Here is a 14256-nt window from a genome sequence, read left to right on the forward strand (position 1 = left end):
TGCTCATTGAATGAGCAGTATTCTGCTCGTATGACAACGACCGAAAGTACCAGCACTGTTCCTCCTTTTCACCTCGCTATTCCGGTGCATGACATCGAGGCGGCCAGGCGCTTCTACGGTGACGTCCTCGGCTTCTCTCGTGGACGCTCCGACACCAAATGGACCGACTGGAATGTGCGTGGACATCAGGTCGTCACCCATGAGGTGGGTGGCAGCCCCGATCAGGGTGTTCGAGGCACCAATCCTGTTGATGGGCACGAGGTCCCGGTACCGCATTTCGGTTTGGTGCTCAGTGTCGACGAGTTCCAGGAGCTCGCGGGACGTCTGCAGGCTGTGGACACGAAGTTCGTCATCGATCCATACGTGCGCTTCAAGGGTGAGAAGGGGGAACAGTGGACGATGTTCTTCCTCGATCCATCGGGTAATGCGTTGGAGTTCAAGGCATTCGCGGACATCGAGCAGCTCTTCGCGGTGTGAGTGAGCCAGCTGATCGCGACTCCACCGAAGACGGAGTTCTTACTCTTAGTTTTCTGAATCAGGTGGGATCGCGCATTCGTTCGTTGCGCATCGCGCGGGAGCTGACGGTGCAGCAGTTGGCGGATCAGGCCGAGGTCAGCAGACGATTGTTGACGCAGATCGAACACGGGCAGGCGAATCCGAGTCTCGTGGCCGTGACTCGGATCGCGCGCAGCCTGGGGACCGATTTCACCGAGCTGCTCAGCGACACCGTTCCGGGCGAAGCAGCGATCGAAGTCGTTCCGGCCGAGGAGCATCTTCTGGTGTGGACATCACCGGCAGGTAGCAGCGCGCATCTGCTCGTGTCGACGCCAGGTGTGCGTGCGGCTGACCTGTGGTCGTGGATGCTGATGCCGGGGGACAGTTACGGCGGAATGCCCGACGCGCAGGGTTCGTTCGAGCTGTTCCACGTCACCGACGGTCAACTGACGCTCACCGCTGACAACGAGGTTGCTGTCATTGCGGCAGGGGAGTCGGCTCGCCTGCGCAGTGATCGGGTGTACCGATACGTCAACGACGGATCGGTCTCGGTGACGTTCTTCAGAACTGTTGCACTCGCTAGATAGACGCTCGGACGCGGGAAACTATCTCCACCCAGATCGGTAGCAGGCAGCTCGATCGAACAGTTACCTTGTACCGCTTCTGGTGGATTGGGTCGGAGCGAAGACCCTACGACCTGTCGGACCGGCCACCGCCGCCCGGTTCCGACGGCGAATGGACTGTCGGCTGTATGGAATCGCATGGTGGACGCATTTTCTGCTGGATGTTCGAGCGCCGGTGGCATGTGTTGGTGGCGCGTCTCAAGCGTACGGAAAGCACACTGGGTGTGGATCGTCTAGATCAAGCTTCGTGCTGGGCGTCGGCAGTTGTGGCTCTCCAGCCTTTGAAGATCCCCGTTCCGCGGCTACTTTTCGACAGTGGAAAACGACGCTTCGATCAGACGGCGAACAGCTCGGCCTCGTTGTCGGCGATGTAGTCGATCAACGCAGCCACCGCACCGCTGCCAACCCTGGACCAACCTCCTAGCTGAACTTCTGCCTCCGGCTCAGGTCGCTGGGGCCGACGATTGAGATCGACCCGATTCGAGTAAAGATGAGTAGGCGGGAGTCTCGGTAGATCGATCCCGTGGTCCGTTCGAGGGGTCCATCCGATATTACCGACGGGTTCGAGTGCGATGCGTGCGCAGGAGACTGTTTTTCGGATGAACCACTCGTGGTCGCTTTACACTGCGACTGTCTCGTGCATCGGGGCTGCAGGCAGTGGAGGCTGGGTGCGCTGCCACGCTGATCCGTACCGCGTGTACTGCGCCGGAGCTTCGATCGGTTCTCGAAGTTCATCGGCAGCCGTGCGTACCCAGAACGGATCCTTGAGCATCTCGCGCCCGATGAGTACGACGTCAGCGCGTCCGTTACGCACGATGTCTTCCGCTTGCTGTCCTGATTCGATGCGCCCGACTGCGCCGGTGCGGATGCCGACCTCGCGCCGGATGCGCTCAGCTGCGGGAACCTGGAATCCGGGGAACGAGGACACCTTGACCGGTGCGGAGCCGCCCGACGAGACGTCGATGAGATCTACTCCCTGTTCTTTCATCCACCTACCGAAGACGACGTAGTCGTCGGGGGTGTTTCCTTCGTCGACGTAGTCGGTCGAGGAAATCCGGACGAACAGGGGGCCACTCCACTCGTCGCGCACCGCGTCGAGAACTTCGCGGACGATGCGGTAGCGGCCCACATGATCGCCGCCGTACTCGTCGGTTCGCTTGTTCGAGATCGGGGAGAGGAATTCGTTGAGCAGGAAGCCGTGGGCAGCATGAACTTCGATGACGTCGAACCCGGCTTCGATTGCGCGGTGGGTGGCGGCGCGGAACGCGTCCACGATGTCCGCGATGCCCTCCTGGGTCAGTTCCTCGGGGACGCGGGAGTCCGGGCCCCACGCGATCGCAGAGGGAGCGACGGCGGTGCGCTCGGGTATCCCCAGTTGGCGTCCGGCGTGGCCGATTTGCACACCGATACGTCCGCCGACCAGGTGTACGGCGTCGACGATGCGGCTCAGGTTCGGGATCTGAGAGTCATCCCAGATCCCGAGGTCGCCTGGGCCGATCGGGCCGTTCGAGGTGACCGCAGCGGTCTCGGTCATGACCAGACCCGCGCCGCCGAGTGCGCGGGCTCCGTAGTGCATGACGTGGAAGTCGGTTGCGACTCCCTCGGCCGTGGCCGAGTGCATGCACATCGGTGACATGGCGACACGGTTCCGGAACGTCACTCCGCGGATTTCGTATGGCTCGAGCAGTGTTGAAGACAAGGGGAACTCCTGAATTGCTGGCAACCCGCCAGCGAAAGATGATGGAACGAGGCCGGCAGCCCCGATGTCGGCGGTGGTTACGGTCGTCAGTTCGTGGGTGTCGAGTGCGTGTGGAACGTCTTTGCCACGATCTGCCACTCACCGTTGGCCTCGAGCAGGTGAAAGAAGTCGCTGAACCGGAAGCCGTCGAGGTTGTCGGAGTCGACGCGCGCACTGGCGACAGTGCCGACGATGTCGACGGTCACGATTGCCGAGTTGGGGGTCGAAGGCGTGAAATCGTTGTCGATTCCATCGAACAGCGCCTGGATGGGTGCGCGCGTGACTCCGGACTCGCCCACAGTGAACATCGCGGCGTCGGGATGGAAAGCAGGCTGCATGATCGAGCTGTCTGCCTTGGCGCAGCTTTCGAGATACTTCGACAGCGTCTTCACGACGGCTGTGTATTCCTCGACGTAGGTCTTGTCGGTCATAGGTGCTCCTCGGCATCGTTTGGGGATCTGTAGCGCGCGCTACAGATGCTAATGTAGTGGACGTTACAGAATTCGTCAAACGGGAGGCTGCCATGCTCGAGGGGACACCGAAGGGCGCTGCGAGGGGACGTAGTCGGGGCTTCGACAAGCAGCTCGCCCTCGAATCGGCGATGGACATGTTTTGGCAACACGGCTACGAGGGGACGTCCGTCAGTGAGTTGTGTGCGGGTATCGGGATCAAACCTCCGAGCCTGTACGCGGCGTTCGGCAGCAAAGCGCAACTCTTTCTCGACGTCCTGGAGTACTACGAGCGCACCTACTGGGATCCAGTGTGGGATGCCTTCGAGCGTGAGCCGCACGTGATGAGTGCATTCAGGCAACTTTTCGAGGACACGGTGAGTGTGATCACCGCGCCAGGCCCACACTTAGGGTGTCTGGTCACCCTCTCGACAGCGAGCTTGGTGGACCGCGACAGCGATGTTGCACGCGCGCTGGCCGCCATCGGCGACGACGGACTGCGCCGCTTCGAGGCCAAGCTCGATTTCGGGATCGAAGACGGTCAAATCTCCTCGAACGCAGATACTCTCGCGATCGCCCACGTCGCGAGCATGATCGTCGACGGCCTCGCGATGCGTGCGCATGACCGGATGCCACCTGAGATGTTGCGACGGCTGGCGGCGGTGGGAACCGACATGATCCCCGTATCGGACTGACGTACCCACTCCCGGCCGAACGCGTCGAGATCCGAGCCGCTCATCGTCTCGCCATCTACCAGTATGCCCCGCATCCATCCGTACACCCTCTCGTCATTCGAGAGGTCAAGGGTGTGTATTGATGTTGGCCCGTCTGTCGTCCGGACGAGGCCCTATGTCGCGGAACTTCTTTCGGCCGCGGTCCAGCGACGGTGGGCCCATCGGGCGGGGGATAGCCGATAGCGGCTGCAGTGTCGAGTCCAACTCGAAGGTTCGGCGATTAAGTGAAGTTGGTCGAAGTGAGCAGGGGGAGTGGCCATCAAGTCACCTTCGCCGAGGTGTTGTCACGTCGTAGGAGTCAACTCAATACGGTCTCAGGTCCGTCTGCCGCACGGCTCTATCGATGCGATCGCAAACGTCAACCCGAGTGGTGGACGCTATTCGATGATCTCGCGCAGAGGTAGTAAGTTCTTTCACTCTTCGTAGTCCGGTTCTGGCAGACCGAGTGAACAGTGCTTCTGATACTAGCCGCGGGGCGATCCCACCACCGAGTCTCGACCAGCAAGTCTGGCCAACTGTTGACCAGCTTCGATCAACCATCGTCGCGGATCCGCCATGGCCGCCTCACTGCTGCCGGCAAGCTCCGTCAGCGACACTGTCCGCACCTCGACGTCCGAATCCACGGCCCCGGCGACCACAGTCACCGGAACGCGAGCGTCCGAACAGATTTGGATCACGTGTCCGACGAGCTTGCCCGTCAGCGACGTGCGATCGAATTTGCCCTCACCCGTCACCACGAGGTCGGTGGCAGGAACAGCAGCCGGAAGTCCCGTCAGCTCCGACACCCGTTCCGCCCCGCTGGATACACGAGCCCCCAACGTGCACATCCCGAATCCCGCTCCGCCAGCAGCACCGGTTCCCGGCGTGGACGGGTCGGCCGACAGGCCGACTGCGGCGAGCAGATCGGCCCAACGCTTCAATGCCTCGTCGAGTACCTCGATGTCGGCGGCCGACGCACCCTTCTGCGGCCCGAAGACGTGCGCGGCACCGTCGGGTCCGAACAACACCGCACGCGTATCGGTCAGCAATTCGATATCGGACGGCACCCACGCCAGTCCCGACGCGTCCACCGACCGGGCCGCCACCAACCCGGCGCCACCTTCAGGGACGTCCCGACCTGATTCGTCCAGAACCCGAACACCGAGCGCGCGAAGCACTCCCAGCCCGCCGTCGGTGGACGCCGAGCCCCCAAGGGCCACTGACATCCGATCCGAGCCGCTTGCCCGGATCACCTCACCGAGCCCGCGCGTCGTCGCAGTGAATGCATTCAGCGACTCCATCATCGCGATGCCCGAGGACTCCGCCAGCTCGATCACCGCCCGACCGTCTGCGAGTCTGAGCCACCGCACATCGACCGGCCGACCGTCCGGGCCGCAGACACCGGACGTGGACGACCACGTCGAGCCCGCCGAGCACGCTGCGAGCACGTCGAGTGTCCCTTCGCCCCCGTCTGCCTGCGGCATCGACACCAGGTCGTCATCGCTGCGGACAGCAGCCCACCCCTCGATCAATGCCGCGGCGGCATCGACAGCGTCGATGGAGCCTTTGAAGGAATCGGGGGCGAAGAGAACTCTCATGCGATCAGGCTTGAGAGAATCAGATCGTGATAGCGCTGCTTCACCATCTCGATCACACCACCCTTGGACATTCCGATGTCGGTCATCATCGGATTCCGACGGTGCTGGCCCATGCGTTGAATCGGTGTGTGGCGAGTTCCGGATCGCCCAGTAGGCCGGCGGTGTTGGCGAGCGTGAATACGCTGGACAGGTGCACGGCGGAACGGTTGGCATGTAGTCCTGCGACCATCTCGAATGCCGGCTGATGCCCGCACAGCCAGGACAGGAATGCGATTCCGGTCTTGTAGTTGAATGTCGGGGGCTCGAATATCTTCCGGGATAGCGCAACTGTGGATTCCATGACTGCGTCGTAAGTAGCGAGGTCTCCGTCGTCGAGTGCTCGCAGTGCCGACGACGCCGCAGGAGCGACGGCGGCGAACGCGCCCAGTAACGCATCGGAGTAGCGCCGGCCGTCGCCTCTGATCAACGTTGGATAGTTGAAGTCGTCGCCGGTGAATAACGATGACCCTCGAGGGAGCCGTGATCTGAGGTCGATCTCCAGTTCCTCCGACAAAAGAGAAACTTTGACGCCGACGACCTTTCCAGGATTTCCCGAGATGATCTGCAACAGCGTTTCCGATGCGTCCGCGTACTCGGTGGTCCCCCAATAGCCACGCAGATGTGGGTCGAACGCTTCGCCCAGCCAGTGCAGGGTGACCGGATTGGTGGCTTGCGAGATCACCTCGGCGTAGACCGCCTTGTATTCGTCGGCCGATGCGCCGACCGCAGTGAGGTGCCTCGATGGCATGAGAATGGCGTCGGACCCGGAGCTTTCGACCACCGCGAGTTGCTCGAGGTAGGCGTCGGTGATCCCTCCGACGGTCAGAGGGCCGGTCCGGTGATCGGTGTTCACACCCGAGATGATGTGCGCCCCGACCGCGTGGGCTTCCTTGGTGCTACGGGTAATCAGTTCCTTGGTTGCCGGCCAGTCCAGGCCCATATTCCGCTGCGCGGTGTCCATCGCCTCGGCGACGCCGAATCCATACTCGAACAGGTGTCGTCGGAACGCAAGCGTGCTGTCCCAGTCGATATCAGCCGGAGCGCCTGGGACATTCTGTGCCCCCACGCGAGGGATGACATGGGCGGCCGCGTATACCCGCCGCTGCGTGAAGTGCCCAGGATGCGTTCGCCACTCGACGGGTGGCCGGACTATAACCTCCGTGCGCTCGCCTACCGCTGTGGCGACAAGGGTTGTCAATTGTGTGCTCACTGTATCTCCGTGCTCGCGTTGGGTCAGCCGAGGGTTTTGCGTTGCTTCCACAGAGTGGCGACCGCGATCAGACCGATACAGCTCGCGACCAAGACGAAGTAATAGGGCGAACGCAGGTCTCCGGTCTTCTCGACGAGAAGCGTGGCAACGTACGGGGCGCTACCTCCTGCGATCACGACCGAGAAGTTCGTGACCAGAGCCATTCCGGTATAACGCACCTCGTCATCGAACAGCTGGGGTGAGAGTGTGAACGATGCGACCTGCAGAAAGCTCATGTTGATCATGATGAAGAAATAGGCAATGGAGGCGAACAGGAAATTACCCATCCCCATCACTACGAGCGCCGGGTAGGTGAGGATTGTGTATCCGAGGATTCCGATCAATGCCACCTTGAGCGGTCCGATACGGTCGGAGAGTCGACCGGTTAGTGGCATCGCGGCAACCGCAAGAATGATGATGCCGGTGGTCAGCCAGTACACATTCGTCCGGTTGTACCCGAGGTTATTGACGAGGTAGATCGTCATGAATGTCAGACCGATATACGCACCGCCCTGCATCGCAATTCCGATGCCGAGTGCCTTGGCCAGGGATCCCGGGTAGTGGCGCAGAACACGCAGCAGCGGAACGGAATGCTTGGAGCTGAGATCGAGCTCCTTGTCGATGTCCGGAAGCGTGCGTCGAACTAGGAAACAGATAATGGTAAGGGGCAAGGCAATGAGAAACGGGATTCGCCATGCCCAGTCGTTGAGCTGGTCAGCGGTGGCGATTCCGGTAACGATACCGGCAACAGCCGACGCGAGTGCGAAACCGCCGTTTGTTCCCATGGGAACAAACGCACCGAAGGCCGCTTTCTTGCCCGGAGGTGCGGCTTCGGCGATGACGGTTGCTGCGCCGCCAACTTCACCACCTGCGAAGAAGCCCTGTATCACTCGGACCAGGATGAGCAGGGTGGGTGCGAGTATCCCAATCGTTGCGTGCGTCGGTAAGAGTCCAATTGCCGTGTTCGCCAATCCGATTCCGATGATGGTGATCATCAGAGCTTTTCGGCGACCGTATTTATCGCCGATGTGTCCGAAGAAGATGCCACCCAGCGGCCGTACGACATATGCAAGCGCGAAGACGATCAGCGTGGACAGTAACGCGGCGACGGGATCATCGCTGGGGAAGAAAAGTGGCGCGATTATCGTGGCCATATAGCCGTACAAGGCGAAATCGTAATATTCAACCAGTGTGCCGATACCACCGGCGAGAGCGACTCTGCGCGGCGCTGATTGCGTACGGGCCGTGCCGGACGCCGCGTCAGGAATAGTGGACATGTGATATCTCCATCGATAGTGCGTCGGATGGTGTGGACGAACAGGTACGAACTGACAAGGCGCGAAGTCCGTAGTGAAGCTAGCTCAGATAGCCGCCGCCGTTGGGCGACAACGTCTGACCCGTGACGTACGAACTGCCCTCGGAAAGAAGCATTTCGATCAGCGGAACCACTTCGCTGGTTTCCCCGAATCGGCCGAGTGCGAGTTTGTCCGTCTTCGATTTCTCCCATGCGGGTTCCGCGTGACGAGCCGTCATAGGGGTTCGGATTGGTCCTGGTGCAACAGAATTGACGCGGATGTCCGGCGCAAGCTCGCGGGCGAGCGCCCTGGTGAGACCTAGGACGCCAGCTTTGGACGCGCTGTACGCAACAGCATCCCTCGCGCCCGTGTATGCCAGCTGCGATGACAGCGTCACCACCGAGGCCGATTTGGACCGGCGCAACGCGGGCAAGGCCGACTTGATTGTTAGAAATGTCCCAGTGAGATTGACCGCCAACACTTTCGACCACGTCGACTCGTCCAAATCGTCGATGGACAATTGCTCCATGACACCTGCGGTCGTCACGATGCTATCGATTCGTCCGAATCGGTCCAGTGCTTCGTCGACGAGAACATTGATCGAATCGGTCGAGGTGACGTCGACTTCCGCCCGCACGGAAGCGCGTGCGTTCGGGTCTATGTCGGAGACCCGTTCGAGTTCGTTGTGTCCGCAGGCGAGAGCGAGTCGCGCATCGGATCGGTACAGCGAACGCGCCAGATCTCCGCCGATCCCGCCGGAGGCTCCCGTAATGAGCACTACGCGGTCTCGCAACGATTCGGCGGCCTGAGTCAGCCCCATTGGGCATCCTCCTCCGGTGTGAGGTCGTGAGCCTCCGAGCCGACAACTCCAGCTTTCTGCCAGCTTCGAAGCTCCTCGGTGGTGAATCCAATGGACCTCAAGATCTGTTCGTTGTGTTCGCCGACGCTCGGGGGCGCTGTGCGCACTCGGCCCGGTGTGTTCGACAGTCGCACCGGCATGCCGACCAGCTTTATGTCGCCGACCTGGGGGTGTGTTGTCTCGGCAATCATGCCGTTGTGGATTACCTGTGGATCGTTGAAGACAGCCTCGTAGTCGTTGACCGGAGCTGCCAGCAAATCCTCGGAATCGAATCGTTCGAGCGCCTCGTCCAGGTCGAACTCCCCGAGCCGCTGACGGAGAATGTCGTAGGTCTCTTCGGTGTTGGCGAGCAAGCCGTCCTGGGTCTGGAATCGCGGATCGTTCGCGATCTCGTCGGAGAGCCCTAGTGCACGAGACACTCGCTGCCAGGGCTCGTCGACGAACAGCTCTCCGACGAGGACCAGGGCCTTGCTGTCCCGTGTTCCATACGTCGCGTACAGCGCGGAGGTATGGCTGTGTGCGATTCCTCGCGTAGGACGGGGATAGTCGCGACCAGTGTTGAGGTGGGTGGTCCCTTCTTGCAGGTGCATCGCCACCGCAGAACTGAGCAGGTTCGCATCCACGATTTGTCCGCTTCCTGTCCGATCTCTGGCCAGTAGGGCAAGTAACATCCCTTGCGCAAAATGCATCGCCGCCATGTAATCCACAGCGTAGGTACCGCTTGCCAGGGGGCCGGTCGTCTGGTCCCCAGTCAACGCCATCAGACCGCCGAGCGCCTGTGCGACCAAGTCCTGCCCGCGACGATCGCGATAGGGTCCGGTCTGTCCATAACCCGAGGCGTAAGCAGAGATGATTCGCGGGTTGATCACGGAAAGCTGCTCATGCCCGAGTCCGAGTCGTTCCATCACACCGGGCCGGAAGTTACTTGCGACGATGTCGGTTGTCTCAAGAAGTCGGTCGAGAATTGCACGAGATTCAGGATTCTTCAGATCGATACTCAAACTCAGCTTGTTTCGATTGTTCGCGGCCCAGTGGGGGCTCATGCCGCGAACACGAGGCCAGTGCTGCCTGCCGATCTCGCCTACATCGATCTTCTCGATCTTGATGACCTCCGCACCGAAATCGGCCAGCACCTGCGTTCCAGACGGGCCCTGTTCGAGTTGCGTGAAGTCGAGTACGCGGACGTTGTCGAGTATGTCCACCATCAAGCTGCTTCCTTTCCGGTACGGAGAAGTAGGTTCTGTCTGCCGGACTGAACGACCTCGTCGCGTTGGTTGAGAATCTCTACGTCGAAGCCGAGGACGCCGCGATCTGGGTTGGACCTGCTGACGCGAAGCTCGGCGACGCGGAAGACCACATGGATGGTGTCACCGAGAGCAACAGGAGCACGGAAATTCCAGTTCTCGATGCCAAGGAACGCGATGACGTTCGTACGTACAAGTCCGGAGCCGAGCATCAGGCCGTGCCCGTAAGAGAGGACAAGCAAGCCATGCGCAATTCGGCCGCCGAACTCGGCTGACTCCGCGACCTGGATGCTGACGTGGTGTTCGGCGAGGTCGCCACTCAAAGCCCCGAACAAGGTCACGTCGGATTCGGTGATCGTCCGGGTGATGGACTTGAATTCCTGACCCATCTCGAACTCCGACCACTCTAAGTCGTTGGCCTGCAAAACAACTCCTTCGGTTTGACATCGGGGTGTGTTCCTAAGCTAGGCCTCGAACTCAAGGGGAGGAATGCTGCGGGTCACTCCATAGTTCCGAATTTTGGACACGATTCATTTGCGAATCAAATAAATGAGAAGATAGACTTCGGCATCGTGGCGGCCACCGACTTGACCTTGACCGAGATGCGGGCAATCTGCGAGGTGGCCCGTTTGCGAAGCTTCTCCGCCGCGGCGCGGTCGATGCGTCTGTCGCAGCCGTCGTTGTCAAGACTTATTCGAGACGCTGAACGCGCGATTTCGACACGACTGTTCGAACGCACGACGCGGACGGTCATCCCGACGCCGATCTGCGACCGGCTCCTACCGCTACTGAACCACGTCCTCAGCACTCTCAGCTCTGGCCTTGCGGCGATCGACCAGTACGCCAGAGTAGAACGCGGTGCGTTGTCCATCGCTACGTTGCCGTCGATTGCAGCTGTACTTCTTCCTGGAATTCTCGAGGTACTGCATCGAGAGCACCCGAACCTCGAGATCAACATCTGGGACGGGCCGCACGACGAGGTTGAGCAACTACTCCTCAGCGGCCGAGCGGAAATCGCACTGACCACATGCGTTCCTGACGACGCACGATTCAAAGCCACTCCGGTATGGGTGGAAGAGTTCTACTCGGTCTCGAGCGACCCCGAGTGGGCACGCGTCAGCCCGCGCCTGTGGGCAGACTTCAAGCAGGTTCCTTTCGTCACCACGCGAGAGGGAACCAGCATCCGGCTACTCGTCGACCGCGTAATGCACGACACAGGAATCGATCTCGCAATCGAGATCGGTGCCGCTACAGTCGCAACCCTGGGCGGGCTGATTCGCGGCGGGCTCGGCGTCAGCGCCCTCCCCGCCCTCGAAATTACCGGTTACGGGCTCGGCGACCTGTATGCCGTACCACTCGCCGGCCCGGTCGTCCATCGCACGACCGGACTGGTCGCTCCTCACGGCCTACCGGCGACCCCCGCCGCGATTGCTTTTGCGAATACAGTCCAGCGTCACGCCGCTGACAGCGGCTTTCCCAGTGGCGTCAAGGCCGCCTCGAACGTTAAAGCCGTGCCGGGGTAGCAGTGGAAGTCGAGCTGAAAGCGCGCACTGTCCAGGACGCCGCGCGCTTCGGCCCTGCTGTTCCTTTGTCCTGACTTGACTGGGCGCTGGCTGATGCCCGCAGCAAAAGCGGCTTTGTGGGTCGACGCGGCGAGGTGCGCGGTTACGGGTCGGTCGACTTCGGGTCGGTTACGACATCGAAATCGTTGGCTCTGATGCGCCGCCGATTACAAGCGCTACCAAGCAGCCGGCAACCTCTCGGCGCGCCTCAGGCAACCTTGCCGTCGAGCCACGTCGCCATTACCTCGGACGCGCCGGCGATGAGCAGGTGTGCTGTCAGTTTCGCTCGCGGGCCGGGCGAACTGTGTCCGGTCGGGTCCTCGAGCATGCTGTCGACGAATCTGTGTGGCGGCGCGGTCCTTCGTGTCAGGTTCGGCGGTGAGTGGATCGACCCGTCCGAATCGTCGACGGTCGGACATCAGGAGAAGTGCGAACACGGCCGCGGGCCCTGGGCATAGGGGCCCGTCGAATCGAACATGACTCCTTCGACGAGCGCTCTTGCTATATTAACTTTGTTGATTACTATAAAAAGTGACCACAAGTTCGCGACCGAAGGAGTTTCTGTGACCACCAGTGCGACCCCGTTGTATCTGACCGGCGCGTTCGAGCCGGCGGCGGCCGAGACAGACGCACAACCGCTCGACGTGATCGGGACTTTGCCCCGTGTCCTGTCAGGTATGTACGTCCGTAACGGACCGAACGCACATCCCGGGCAGGATCCGGGGCACGCCTGGGCAGGCCACGGAATGCTGCACGGAATACGTATCCGGAACGGACATGCGGAGTGGTACCGCAACCGGTGGGTGCGCTCCACCCCTGCCCCCGCGAACTACGACTTCTTCGTACCGAACAGAGACCGGTCTGTCACCGCGGCCAACACGAGCGTGGTTCCCTACGCCGGGCGCATCCTCGCCCTGGCCGAGGCTGGACTTCCGTACGAGGTGGACGGTGATCTGAACACCCTCGGGGTCTTCGACTTCGACGGTCGACTGGATACTGGGATGACGGCGCACCCGAAATCCGATCCACGCACCGGCGAACTCCATTTCTTCGACTCCTACCTGCCCGAGCAACCGCATCTGAAGTACCACGTCGCGTCTTCGGGCGGGAAGTTGTTGCGCAGTACTGCAATCGAGCTTCCCGAAGTGCCACTCATGCATGATTTCGCCCTCACGGAGCATTACGTCGTCTTCTTCGACCTTCCGGTAGTTGCCGACCCGACCGTCACGAACGCCATGCCGTTCAGGTGGAACGAGAGCCACGAGCCGCGAATCGGCATCCTGCCCCGTAACGGCATCGGCACCGACACGATCTGGATCACTGTGGACCCGTGCTGGATCATCCACACAGCGAATGCCCGCGAGGACGATCAGGGCCGAATCGTGTTGGAGGGAAACAGGGTTGTGCCGGACCGCTGGGATATCAGCTGGGCGCGGCTCGGAGGGTACGTCGATCATGTGCCGGGCGACCTCGACGCCCGAAATCCACTTCCCGAGGCCTACCTGTACCGCTGGACCCTCGATGTGCACGCCCGGACCGTGCGTGAGGAACACCTCGATGATCGAGCCATCGAATTCCCCACCATCAACGTCGACCGAACCGGACGAGCCCACCAGCACATCTACGCGGTCGGCTATCCACGAGTGGGCGGCGCCGACGGCTACGAACTGATCAAGTACGACACGTTCACGGGAACCGACGAGGTGCGCCGCTTCGAGAAAACGCAGATTCCAGGCGAAGCCTACTTCGTCGCGGCACCCGAATCGTCGAACGAGGACGACGGATGGCTGATGTCTCTGGTGTCAGGTGTCGCTGGTGCTCCTTCGGAACTGCAGATACTCGACGCAACAGATTTCACGGGGGACCCTGTAGCCCGCATCGTTTTGCCGGCCCGAGTTCCGTATGGGTTTCACGGCAGTTGGATCTCCGACCCGGCGGAGTCCTGAGATGCCTTTGTTGCGTTTTCACTTCATCGAGGGTCGTAGCGCCGACGAGATCGGAGCCTTGCTCGATATCGCGCACGGTGCCCTAGTAGCGGCCTTCGGCGTTCCTGCAGAAGACCGCTATCAGATAGCGACAACTCATCCACGGCACGAAATGGTAGCCATGGATACCTGTCTGGGACTCGAGCGGTCGGACAAGCTCGTCATGGTCGAAGTCGTTTCGCGTCCCCGAACACGCACGCAGAAGGTGGCGTTGTACAGCCTGCTGTGCAGTCGTCTACACCGAGGGTGCGGCCTCGATCGCGAGGATCTCATCGTCACCTTCATCGAAAACTCCGATGAGGATTGGTCTTTCGGGCGCGGGCGCGCTCAGTTTCTCACCGGGGAACTCGGTGACCAAGGCCATCGGAACGTCGTCACGTGAGCTGATGTCGATCGCGGGCGGCCGC

Annotated in this window: 14 protein-coding genes; 6 read left to right on the forward strand and 8 right to left on the reverse strand. The window is 61.2% G+C overall.

The genetic code is table 11. From position 1 onward, the window contains the following. Positions 1–30 precede the first annotated feature (30 nt). On the forward strand, positions 31–477 hold the full coding sequence (locus QM797_RS22260; RefSeq protein ID WP_283277836.1) for a VOC family protein: 447 nt from the start codon (positions 31–33) through the stop codon (positions 475–477). 62 nt (positions 478–539) lie between these two features. Then, entirely contained in the window at positions 540–1082 is a 543-nt protein-coding gene (locus QM797_RS22265) for a helix-turn-helix domain-containing protein (RefSeq protein ID WP_283277837.1), read from the forward strand. A 655-nt stretch (positions 1083–1737) separates the two neighbouring features. Here QM797_RS22265 and namA read toward each other — a convergent pair. Further along, the gene (gene namA / locus QM797_RS22270) at positions 1738–2817 is read right to left on the reverse strand and encodes an NADPH dehydrogenase NamA (RefSeq protein WP_283277838.1); all 1080 of its coding nucleotides are present in this window, start codon (positions 2815–2817) and stop codon (positions 1738–1740) included. An 86-nt stretch (positions 2818–2903) separates the two neighbouring features. Next, a complete protein-coding gene (locus tag QM797_RS22275) occupies positions 2904–3287 on the reverse strand; it encodes a nuclear transport factor 2 family protein (RefSeq protein ID WP_283277839.1) in 384 nt (127 codons plus the stop codon). 56 nt (positions 3288–3343) lie between these two features. Here QM797_RS22275 and QM797_RS22280 point away from each other — a divergent pair, with 56 nt between their 5' ends. Further along, entirely contained in the window at positions 3344–4000 is a 657-nt protein-coding gene (locus tag QM797_RS22280) for a TetR/AcrR family transcriptional regulator (RefSeq protein WP_283277840.1), read from the forward strand. Between the two features lie 503 nt (positions 4001–4503). On the opposite strand, the gene QM797_RS22285 is transcribed toward QM797_RS22280, so the two are convergent. The 6 genes from QM797_RS22285 to QM797_RS22310 form a co-directional block, all read right to left on the reverse strand. Beyond that, the gene (locus QM797_RS22285) at positions 4504–5616 is read right to left on the reverse strand and encodes a glycerate kinase (protein ID WP_283277841.1); all 1113 of its coding nucleotides are present in this window, start codon (positions 5614–5616) and stop codon (positions 4504–4506) included. Positions 5617–5701: 85 nt separating this feature from the next. After that, entirely contained in the window at positions 5702–6916 is a 1215-nt protein-coding gene (locus QM797_RS22290; RefSeq protein WP_349307217.1) for a DUF993 family protein, read from the reverse strand. Then, entirely contained in the window at positions 6889–8181 is a 1293-nt protein-coding gene (locus QM797_RS22295; RefSeq protein WP_283277843.1) for an MFS transporter, read from the reverse strand. Before QM797_RS22295 ends, QM797_RS22290 begins: the two co-directional genes overlap by 28 nt. A 79-nt stretch (positions 8182–8260) precedes the next feature. Continuing rightward, positions 8261–9019, reverse strand: a complete 759-nt coding sequence (locus tag QM797_RS22300) for an SDR family NAD(P)-dependent oxidoreductase (RefSeq protein ID WP_283277844.1) — start codon at positions 9017–9019, stop codon at positions 8261–8263. Next, complete coding sequence (locus QM797_RS22305) at positions 9010–10263, reverse strand: CaiB/BaiF CoA transferase family protein (RefSeq protein WP_283277845.1); 1254 nt, start codon at positions 10261–10263, stop codon at positions 9010–9012. The genes QM797_RS22300 and QM797_RS22305 overlap by 10 nt, the downstream gene beginning before the upstream one ends. Then, positions 10263–10691: a MaoC/PaaZ C-terminal domain-containing protein gene (locus QM797_RS22310; protein ID WP_283277846.1), complete on the reverse strand. Its 429-nt coding sequence runs from the start codon at positions 10689–10691 to the stop codon at positions 10263–10265. The genes QM797_RS22305 and QM797_RS22310 overlap by 1 nt, the downstream gene beginning before the upstream one ends. A 183-nt stretch (positions 10692–10874) precedes the next feature. Between QM797_RS22310 and QM797_RS22315 the strand changes: the two genes are divergently transcribed. The 3 genes from QM797_RS22315 (at position 10875) to QM797_RS22325 (ending at position 14231) form a co-directional block, all read left to right on the forward strand. Beyond that, positions 10875–11825, forward strand: coding sequence for a LysR family transcriptional regulator (locus QM797_RS22315; protein ID WP_283277847.1), 951 nt, complete (start codon positions 10875–10877; stop codon positions 11823–11825). Between the two features lie 602 nt (positions 11826–12427). After that, on the forward strand, positions 12428–13810 hold the full coding sequence (locus tag QM797_RS22320; RefSeq protein ID WP_283277848.1) for a carotenoid oxygenase family protein: 1383 nt from the start codon (positions 12428–12430) through the stop codon (positions 13808–13810). Position 13811: 1 nt separating this feature from the next. Beyond that, positions 13812–14231, forward strand: a complete 420-nt coding sequence (locus tag QM797_RS22325) for a tautomerase family protein (RefSeq protein WP_283277849.1) — start codon at positions 13812–13814, stop codon at positions 14229–14231. Positions 14232–14256: the final 25 nt, after the last annotated feature.

The sequence above is a fragment of the Rhodococcus sp. IEGM 1381 genome (assembly GCF_030056795.1).
GTDB lineage: Bacteria > Actinomycetota > Actinomycetes > Mycobacteriales > Mycobacteriaceae > Rhodococcoides.

Bases quoted from the DNA above. Each gene is read 5' to 3' on its own strand.
- QM797_RS22260 (WP_283277836.1), top strand. From the start codon at position 31: ATGACAACGACCGAAAGTACCAGCACTGTTCCTCCTTTTCACCTCGCT.
- QM797_RS22275 (WP_283277839.1), bottom strand. From the start codon at position 3,287: ATGACCGACAAGACCTACGTCGAGGAATACACAGCCGTCGTGAAGACG.
- QM797_RS22285 (WP_283277841.1), bottom strand. From the start codon at position 5,616: ATGAGAGTTCTCTTCGCCCCCGATTCCTTCAAAGGCTCCATCGACGCT.
- QM797_RS22295 (WP_283277843.1), bottom strand. From the start codon at position 8,181: ATGTCCACTATTCCTGACGCGGCGTCCGGCACGGCCCGTACGCAATCA.
- QM797_RS22300 (WP_283277844.1), bottom strand. From the start codon at position 9,019: ATGGGGCTGACTCAGGCCGCCGAATCGTTGCGAGACCGCGTAGTGCTC.
- QM797_RS22305 (WP_283277845.1), bottom strand. From the start codon at position 10,263: ATGGTGGACATACTCGACAACGTCCGCGTACTCGACTTCACGCAACTC.
- QM797_RS22310 (WP_283277846.1), bottom strand. From the start codon at position 10,691: ATGGGTCAGGAATTCAAGTCCATCACCCGGACGATCACCGAATCCGAC.
- QM797_RS22325 (WP_283277849.1), top strand. From the start codon at position 13,812: ATGCCTTTGTTGCGTTTTCACTTCATCGAGGGTCGTAGCGCCGACGAG.